At 44.8% G+C, this 8,306-nt stretch carries 17 protein-coding genes; all 17 read left to right on the forward strand.

The annotated features are described in order from the left end of the window. Positions 1-40 precede the first annotated feature (40 nt). On the forward strand, positions 41-466 hold the full coding sequence (rplP, locus tag V7K25_RS05415) for a 50S ribosomal protein L16 (RefSeq protein ID WP_012410718.1): 426 nt from the start codon (positions 41-43) through the stop codon (positions 464-466). 3 nt (positions 467-469) lie between these two features. Then, positions 470-697, forward strand: coding sequence for a 50S ribosomal protein L29 (gene rpmC / locus V7K25_RS05420; protein ID WP_335155791.1), 228 nt, complete (start codon positions 470-472; stop codon positions 695-697). Between the two features lie 6 nt (positions 698-703). Next, entirely contained in the window at positions 704-952 is a 249-nt protein-coding gene (gene rpsQ / locus V7K25_RS05425) for a 30S ribosomal protein S17 (RefSeq protein ID WP_100901244.1), read from the forward strand. Positions 953-998: 46 nt separating this feature from the next. Beyond that, complete coding sequence (gene rplN, locus V7K25_RS05430; protein ID WP_069070772.1) at positions 999-1,367, forward strand: 50S ribosomal protein L14; 369 nt, start codon at positions 999-1,001, stop codon at positions 1,365-1,367. After that, positions 1,367-1,720 (forward strand): 50S ribosomal protein L24, encoded by a 354-nt coding sequence (rplX, locus tag V7K25_RS05435; RefSeq protein WP_190910324.1) that lies wholly within the window; start codon positions 1,367-1,369, stop codon positions 1,718-1,720. Before rplN ends, rplX begins: the two co-directional genes overlap by 1 nt. A gap of 109 nt (positions 1,721-1,829) precedes the next feature. Beyond that, the gene (gene rplE / locus V7K25_RS05440) at positions 1,830-2,378 is read left to right on the forward strand and encodes a 50S ribosomal protein L5 (protein ID WP_118167585.1); all 549 of its coding nucleotides are present in this window, start codon (positions 1,830-1,832) and stop codon (positions 2,376-2,378) included. Between the two features lie 20 nt (positions 2,379-2,398). Continuing rightward, positions 2,399-2,800, forward strand: coding sequence for a 30S ribosomal protein S8 (rpsH, locus tag V7K25_RS05445; protein WP_109011927.1), 402 nt, complete (start codon positions 2,399-2,401; stop codon positions 2,798-2,800). Positions 2,801-2,887: 87 nt separating this feature from the next. Next, positions 2,888-3,436 carry a 50S ribosomal protein L6 gene (gene rplF, locus V7K25_RS05450; RefSeq protein WP_335155795.1) on the forward strand — a complete coding sequence of 183 codons (549 nt, stop codon included), beginning with the start codon at positions 2,888-2,890 and terminating at the stop codon, positions 3,434-3,436. A 2-nt stretch (positions 3,437-3,438) separates the two neighbouring features. Next, on the forward strand, positions 3,439-3,801 hold the full coding sequence (gene rplR / locus V7K25_RS05455; protein WP_099101131.1) for a 50S ribosomal protein L18: 363 nt from the start codon (positions 3,439-3,441) through the stop codon (positions 3,799-3,801). 182 nt (positions 3,802-3,983) lie between these two features. Then, a complete protein-coding gene (gene rpsE, locus V7K25_RS05460) occupies positions 3,984-4,511 on the forward strand; it encodes a 30S ribosomal protein S5 (protein ID WP_109011930.1) in 528 nt (175 codons plus the stop codon). Positions 4,512-4,559: 48 nt separating this feature from the next. Next, positions 4,560-5,003, forward strand: coding sequence for a 50S ribosomal protein L15 (rplO, locus tag V7K25_RS05465; RefSeq protein WP_229471862.1), 444 nt, complete (start codon positions 4,560-4,562; stop codon positions 5,001-5,003). 74 nt (positions 5,004-5,077) lie between these two features. Continuing rightward, positions 5,078-6,388: a preprotein translocase subunit SecY gene (secY, locus tag V7K25_RS05470; protein WP_335155798.1), complete on the forward strand. Its 1,311-nt coding sequence runs from the start codon at positions 5,078-5,080 to the stop codon at positions 6,386-6,388. Positions 6,389-6,390: 2 nt separating this feature from the next. Then, a complete protein-coding gene (locus V7K25_RS05475) occupies positions 6,391-6,942 on the forward strand; it encodes an adenylate kinase (RefSeq protein ID WP_335155800.1) in 552 nt (183 codons plus the stop codon). Positions 6,943-7,142: 200 nt separating this feature from the next. Beyond that, positions 7,143-7,367, forward strand: coding sequence for a translation initiation factor IF-1 (gene infA, locus V7K25_RS05480; protein WP_006276978.1), 225 nt, complete (start codon positions 7,143-7,145; stop codon positions 7,365-7,367). Positions 7,368-7,484: 117 nt separating this feature from the next. Next, positions 7,485-7,598 (forward strand): 50S ribosomal protein L36, encoded by a 114-nt coding sequence (rpmJ, locus tag V7K25_RS05485; protein WP_015129703.1) that lies wholly within the window; start codon positions 7,485-7,487, stop codon positions 7,596-7,598. 115 nt (positions 7,599-7,713) lie between these two features. Then, positions 7,714-8,094 (forward strand): 30S ribosomal protein S13, encoded by a 381-nt coding sequence (gene rpsM, locus V7K25_RS05490; RefSeq protein WP_104906411.1) that lies wholly within the window; start codon positions 7,714-7,716, stop codon positions 8,092-8,094. A 54-nt stretch (positions 8,095-8,148) separates the two neighbouring features. Beyond that, the coding region (gene rpsK / locus V7K25_RS05495; protein ID WP_335155802.1) for a 30S ribosomal protein S11 at positions 8,149-8,306 on the forward strand (158 nt) is incomplete at its 3' end.

Raw genomic sequence — 8,306 nt, forward strand, 5'->3', positions numbered from 1 at the left:
AAATGACAAATGATAAATGACAAATGACAAGTGACAAACCATGTTAAGCCCTAGAAGAACTAAATTCCGCAAACAACAGCGCGGACGGATGGAGGGACTAGCCACCCGTGGTAGCACCCTCAACTTCGGTGATTTTGCACTCCAAGCGCAAGAACCTGCTTGGATTACCTCGCGGCAAATTGAGGCTTCCCGTCGGGCAATGACTCGTTATATTCGTCGGGGTGGACAAATCTGGATTCGGATTTTCCCTGATAAACCTGTAACCATGCGTCCTGCTGAAACCCGGATGGGTTCCGGTAAAGGTAATCCAGAGTTTTGGGTAGCTGTAGTCAAGCCAGGACGAATTTTGTTTGAAATCGGTGGGGTTTCTGAAGAAATCGCCCGTGAAGCTATGCGTTTGGCTTCATTTAAACTGCCTATAAAAACTAAGTTTATTGTGCGCTCTCAACCACAGGAGCAGGAGTAACTTATGCCTCTTCCCAAGATTTCAGAAGCAAGAGAATTAAGTGACGAGAAACTCTCTGAAGAAATTGTCGCTATTAAAAGACAACTATTTCAGTTGCGCTTGCAAAAAGCTACAAGGCAATTAGAAAAACCTCACCAGTTCCGGCAAATGCGACACCGCCTAGCCCAGTTGCTGACGCTAGAAACAGAACGCAAACGGGTAGCAAGTCAATCGGCTAAAGAAGAAAAGTAGGAGATTATGGCAGTTAAAGAACGAGTTGGCTTGGTAGTGAGCGATAAAATGCAAAAAACTGTGGTAGTAGCCATAGAAAACCGCGCTCCTCACCCCAAGTACGGCAAAATTGTGGTTAACACCCAACGATATAAAGTTCACGACGAAGAAAATAAGTGTAAAGTAGGCGATCGCGTTCGTATTCAGGAAACTAGACCTCTGAGTAAAACCAAGCGCTGGAAAATCACAGAAGTCCTGAACGTCAAGCCTACTTAAACCTCATCGTTGTTAGAAACTAACAACATTACAAGGGAGAATAATTGTGATTCAACCCCAGACTTACCTGAATGTCGCAGATAATAGCGGTGCCCGCAAACTGATGTGCATCCGCATCTTAGGCGGAGGCAACCGTCGTTATGGTTTTATCGGCGATAAGATTATTGCCGTTGTCAAAGATGCTACACCTAACATGGCTGTAAAAAAGTCTGATGTTGTGGAAGCAGTAATTGTCCGCACTCGTAAAGCTGTATCTCGTGACAGTGGCATGAGTATTCGCTTTGATGATAACGCTGCTGTGATCATCAACAAAGACGGTAATCCCAGAGGCACACGGGTTTTTGGCCCAGTTGCACGGGAACTGCGCGATAAAAACTTTACCAAAATTGTTTCTCTGGCTCCGGAGGTGCTTTAATGGCAACCAAACAGGGTACGCCCAAAGTATTCCACAAAATGCACGTCAAAACTGGCGACACCGTACAAGTGATTGCTGGCAAAGACAAAGGAAAAGTTGGTGAAATTATCCAGGCACTTCCCCAACTGAGTAAAGTCATCGTCAAAGGTGTCAACATTAAAACCAAGCACGTCAAACCCCAGCAAGAAGGGGAATCTGGGCGAATTATGACCCAAGAGTTCCCAATTCATAGCTCTAACGTAATGCTTTATTCCACTAAGCAAAACGTTGCCAGTCGTGTTTGTTATACCTTTACCTCAGAAGGTAAAAAAGTCAGAAAACTCAAGAAAACTGGTGAGATTCTGGATAAATAGTTAGATGTTAGGAATTAAGAGTTAGGAATTAAATTTAACTCATAATTCATAACTTATAACTCGTAACTTTGTTCCCTGACCAAGCCCAGGGATATCAGGACAAAAAACTATGGCGACAACAAGACTCAAAAGCTTATATCAAGAGACAATCGTCCCCAAACTGATTAATCAGTTTCAATATACCAACGTTCATCAAGTACCGAAGTTGGTAAAGGTTACTATTAACCGGGGTTTGGGTGAAGCAGCTCAAAATGCGAAGTCGCTGGAAGCATCCATTAATGAAATTGCCTTGGTCACTGGTCAAAAACCAGTGGTGACACGGGCGAAAAAGGCGATCGCTGGCTTTAAGATTCGTCAAGGGATGCCTGTGGGGATCATGGTTACTCTCAGAGCGGAACGGATGTATGCCTTTTTCGACAGACTAGTTAGTTTGTCACTACCTAGAATTAGAGATTTTCGCGGCGTTAGCCCTAAAAGCTTTGACGGACGCGGTAACTACACTCTAGGTGTCAGAGAACAGCTAATTTTTCCAGAAGTCGAATACGACAGCATCGATCAAGTACGTGGGATGGATATTTCCATCATCACCACAGCAAAAAACGACGAAGAGGGACGCGCCTTACTTAAAGAATTAGGAATGCCCTTTCGCGATCAATAAGTTCATCTATAGAGGGAACGATGGCGGCTAACGACACAATTGCAGATATGCTGACGCGCATCCGCAATGCCAACCTGGCGCGGCATCAAACTACACAAGTGCCAGCGACAAAAATGACCCGGAGCATTGCCAAAGTGCTACGGGAGGAAGGCTTTATTGCTGAAATCGAAGAAGCAGAAGAAGGGGTAAAACGCAATCTAGTGATTTCCCTGAAATACAAAGGTAAAAACCGTCAGCCTCTGATCACCGCCTTAAAGCGAGTGAGTAAACCTGGCTTGCGTGTTTATTCCAACAGAAAAGAATTACCAAGGGTACTAGGCGGCATTGGCATTGCCATTATTTCTACATCCAGTGGCATTATGACTGACCGCGAAGCGCGGCGTCAGAACTTGGGTGGCGAAGTGCTTTGTTACGTTTGGTAGTCATTGGTCATTAGTCATTTGTCATTAGTCATTAAGTGAAAGACAAAGGACAAAAGGCAAAGGACAAATAACAAAGGACAAAAAGTCATGTCTCGGATCGGTAAACGTCCAATTACTATTCCCGCCAAAGTTCAAGTGGCGATCAATGGTACAAATATTGTGGTGAAAGGCCCGAAAGGAGAACTTTCTCGCACTCTCACGCCTAATGTCTCGCTTTCTCAAGAGGGAGACATATTACAGGTAAATCGTCGGGATGAAACTCGTACCTCAAAGCAACTACATGGCTTGAGCCGCACTTTAGTTGCCAATATGGTCGAGGGAGTTTCCCAAGGTTTTCAACGCCGTTTGGAAATTCAAGGTGTTGGCTACAGGGCACAAGTTCAAGGGCGTAACCTAGTTTTGAATATGGGTTATAGCCATCAAGTGCAAATTGAACCACCAGAAGGAATTCAGTTTGCAGTAGAAGGTACCACTAACGTCATTGTCAGCGGCTATGACAAAGAAATCGTAGGCAACACAGCGGCCAAAATTCGTGCCGTTCGTCCACCAGAACCTTACAAAGGTAAAGGCATTCGCTATGCCGGTGAAGTGGTCAGACGGAAAGCTGGTAAGACTGGTAAGGGTGGTAAGAAGTAAAAATGAAACTTACTCGAAGAGAATCAAAAAACCGTCGTCATCGACGCGTTCGTGGCAAAGTTATTGGCTCTCCAGAACGTCCGCGTTTAGCGGTATTTCGTTCTAATGAGCATATTTATGCCCAGATAATTGATGATACTCAACATCAAACCATCGTGGCAGCATCGACTGTAGAACCAGAACTGAAATCTAGTTTAGCGTCATGTGCAAACCGTGACGCATCGGTGCAAGTTGGGAAGTTGATCGCAGTGCGATCGCTAGAAAAAGGCATCACCAAAGTTGTCTTTGATCGCGGTGGTAATTTATATCATGGTCGTGTCAAAGCATTAGCTGATGCAGCCCGCGAAGCTGGTTTAGATTTCTAAAGTCATTGGTCATTAGTCATTGGTCATTAGTTATTGGACAAATGACAAATGACAAAAGACAAATGACAACTGACCCTTAGGGTTCGCCAGTTACTCATGGGGGAGACCCCCTTGGCGCTAGCCTCTCCCTTTGGGAGAAGACCGCACTGGCTCACAAATGACGTTCATCAGAGCACTAAATTATGGCAACAGAGCGTAAAAGTAGAACAAAGCGTGCCAAAAAAGAAGAAACCACTTGGCAAGAACGGGTTATCCAAATCCGACGCGTAAGTAAAGTAGTCAAAGGTGGTAAAAAACTCAGCTTCCGAGCGATCGTTGTTGTCGGTAACGAACGAGGTCAAGTTGGTGTCGGAGTAGGCAAAGCCTCAGATGTAATTGGCGCCGTTAAAAAAGGCGTAGCCGACGGCAAAAAACACCTCATTGATATACCCATCACCAAATCCAACTCCATCCCCCATCCCATTAATGGTGTCGGTGGCGGTGCGAAAGTTATGATGCGCCCAGCCTCACCTGGGACTGGGGTAATTGCAGGTGGTGCTGTGCGGACTGTGCTGGAATTAGCAGGGGTTCGTAACGTCTTAGCCAAGCAACTTGGCTCTAACAATCCGCTCAATAATGCTAGAGCCGCAGTCAATGCCTTATCTACACTACGGACTCTTTCTGAAGTCGCCGAAGATCGCGGTATTCCTATTGAAAGTCTCTACATTTAGTAGAGTCATACTTACAGAGCTTTTGTGTAAACAAGAACTAATTACATCATGAGACTCAACGATGTTAAGCCGCAAAAAGGCTCAAAGAAACGCAAGAAGCGTGTAGCCAGAGGTATTTCTGCCGGTCAAGGTGCTAGTGCTGGTCTAGGTATGCGAGGTCAAAAATCTCGTTCTGGTAGTGGTACTCGCCCAGGTTTTGAAGGTGGTCAACAGCCATTGTACCGCCGCTTACCTAAGCTGAAGGGCTTTCCGATTGTTAATCAGAAGATTTACACTACGATTAATGTAGAGAAGCTAGCCTCCCTTCCTGCTAATACGGAAGTAACTTTGACCTCCTTGAAAGCCGCAGGTATCCTGACTGCTGTCAAAGGGCCATTGAAAATTTTAGGTAACGGGGAATTGAGCATTCCGCTCAAGGTACAAGCGGCAGCTTTCACAGGTTCAGCTCGTAGCAAAATTGAGGCAGCTGGTGGTAGTTGTGAAGTCTTATGAGTGAGCCGGAACAGCGCACTTAAATGGAAGCCAACTCGCTGTCAGCGCCTGGTTCACTATAAAGGTAGCACTCTATGATCAGTCGAGATAAAGCCCCAACGGCTCAAGAAACTTTTATGCAGATGGCGCAAGCAGCAGGGCTGAGAGGTAGGCTGCTTGTAACTGTCGGTATTTTAATTTTGGTTCGCCTGGGTATCTTCTTACCCGTGCCAGGGATTGATAGACCTAGATTTGCCGAAGCCATATCTGGCAATAATTCCATATTTGGCTTATTGGATATATTTTCCGGGCGAGGACTTTCGACTTTGGGAGTCTTTGCTTTAGGGATTTTGCCCTTCATTAATGCGTCTATTATCATCCAATTGCTCACCGCAGCGATTCCATCTTTAGAAAATTTACAGAAAAATGAAGGCGAAGCAGGTCGGCGCAAAATATCACAAATTACCCGCTATGTAACTGTAGTTTGGGCGATTCTACAAAGTACAGCTTTTTCGGCATTATTCCTCCAGCAATTTGCCTTACACCCAGGGCCCATTTTCGTAGCTGAAACTGCGATCGCTCTGACTGCTGGTTCGATGTTCGTCATGTGGGCATCTGAACTAATTACAGAACGTGGTATTGGGAATGGAGCATCATTGTTGATTTTTGTCAACATTGTCGCATCATTACCAAAAGCGTTGGGTGATACCATCGACTTGGTGCAAGTAGGGGGTAGGGAAGCAGTGGGTCGGGTGATCGTGCTGATATTAGTTTTCCTAGCAACAATTGTTGGTATTGTGATTGTCCAAGAAGGAATGCGCCGCATCCCAATTATTTCGGCTCGTCGCCAAGTAGGTCGGCGAGTATTGGCAGAACAGCGTAGCTATCTGCCTCTGCGGTTAAATCAAGGCGGCGTGATGCCAATTATTTTTGCTGCCGCCATTCTCAGTTTGCCACTGCTGATTGCTAATTTTACAAAAAATGCCGATTTGGCGAATATAGTTAACACTTATTTGAGTCCAAGCGGTTCTAGCTCCTGGGTCTATGCCTTGGTCTACATGATTTCCATCGTTTTCTTCAGCTACTTCTATTCTTCGTTGATCCTCAACCCAGTAGATGTGGCGCAGAACTTGAAGAAAATGGGTTCTAGTATTCCTGGAATTCGTCCCGGCAAGGCAACTAGCGAGTATATCGAACGCGTGTCCAATCGACTAACTTTTTTGGGTGCAATCTTTTTGGGCTTGGTTGCTATTATCCCCACCGCCGTGGAAAGCGCTTTGAATGTGAAAACTTTCCGGGGAATAGGTGCTACCTCTTTATTAATTTTAGTTGGTGTGGCAATTGAGACAGCCAAACAAGTCCAAACTTATGTCATCTCTCAGCGCTATGAAGGAATGGTGAAATAATAGTGACGCGATTAATCTTCTTGGGGCCACCTGGAGCGGGTAAAGGAACACAAGCTCAAACTTTGGCTGAACACTTGAATATTCCCCATATTTCTACTGGTGAAATCTTAAGACAAGCCATGAAAGAGCAAAGTCATTTGGGAATCAAGGCTCAAGGTTATGTTGATAGCGGCGAGTTAGTACCCGATCAGCTAGTGCAGGACTTGGTACAAGAGCGCCTCAGTCAACCAGATGCCAAAAATGGTTGGATTCTTGATGGTTTTCCCCGCAAAGTGACCCAAGCAGGTTTTCTGGAGAAGTTACTGGCAGAAATACATCAGAGTGGCGAAAGGGTAGTCAATTTAGATGCACCAGATGAAGTTGTAATCGCACGTTTGCTAGCTAGAGGACGAAAAGATGATACCGAAGAGGTGATTCGTCGTCGTTTAGAAGTGTACCGCGCTGAAACTGCACCTTTAATTGATTATTACGGCGATCGCAAAAAACTCCTAACAGTCAATGGCAATCAGTCCCAAGAAGATGTCACTAGTGAACTACAAAGGTTAATTGCTTAAGGACGAAGGAGATGAGGGAGTGGAGGAGGAGCTAGAGTAAGTTTTTTCAGAATGCCTAATGCCCCATGCCCCTCTCAAGAAACAGATCAATTTTAGCTAAGATATATTAATAAACTGTTGATATATTTCTTAAAGTGTGTTCTCTTGCAGATAAAGTGCTGCAACTGAACACGAAATTGTTGAGTTGAGGAAAAAACAAATTGTCTAAGCAAGATTTGATTGAAATGGAAGGCACGGTTACAGAGTCCCTGCCCAATGCGATGTTTCGCGTTGACTTGGACAATGGATTTAACGTGCTAGCTCACATTTCCGGCAAAATTCGCCGAAATTATATCAAGATTTTGCCCGGCGATCGCGTCAAGGTAGAGTTAACTCCTTACGACTTGACCAAAGGCAGAATTACTTATCGACTAAGAAAGAAGTAAGTATATGTAGAGAATTTTACCATAAAACCATTTTTTTGGCTGTTTGCTAGTCATTACACTGGATTAATTTCCCTAGAAATGCTATAATTTTATATTTGGAGTCAAAAAATAAAAGGCATGAAAGTTAGAGCCTCAGTCAAGAAAATTTGTGAAAAGTGTAACGTGATCAAACGTCGTGGTCGCGTCATGGTGATCTGCGTGAACCCCAAGCACAAGCAACGTCAAGGATAACACTCTTACCAACAGAGTGAGTTGTAACACGCATATCATCATTAAAACGAAAAAACGCGATTAATCACGTTTTTCCAACCAACAGTAATTGCGACAACAATAGGGAGAGTTCATTGTGGCACGTATTGCCGGAGTAGACCTTCCACGCGATAAACGCGTCGAGATCGGTCTGACTTACATTTATGGAATTGGTTTATCACGTTCTCAAGAAATTATAGCGGCAACTGGTGTGAACCCAGACACTCGCGTTAAGGACTTAAGTGATGCCGATGTGACAGCCCTACGAGGGGAAATAGAAACCAACTATCAAGTTGAAGGCGACTTGCGGCGCTTGGAGTCTTTGAACATCAAGCGCTTAGTTGACATTGGTACCTACAGAGGTCGTCGTCATCGCATGGGCTTACCAGTCAGAGGACAAAGAACTCGCACCAATGCCAGAACCCGTCGAGGCAGAAGGCAGACAGTAGCTGGGAAGAAGAAGGCTCCAGGGAAATAATTTTGCAACGCTTGCTAATCCAAGCAAGTTTTACCTTAAATCAACTAAACAAGTATGGCGAGACAACCAACTAAAAAAACCGGGAGCAAGAAGCAGAAACGGAATGTACCCAGTGGAATGGCCTACATCCAGTCTACTTTCAACAATAGCATTGTCACCATTACCGATCAAAATGGAGATGTCATCTCCTGGGCTAGTGCTGGTTCTAGCGG

It is taken from the genome of Nostoc sp. (assembly GCF_036919495.1).
In the GTDB taxonomy this organism is placed as follows: domain Bacteria; phylum Cyanobacteriota; class Cyanobacteriia; order Cyanobacteriales; family Nostocaceae; genus Nostoc.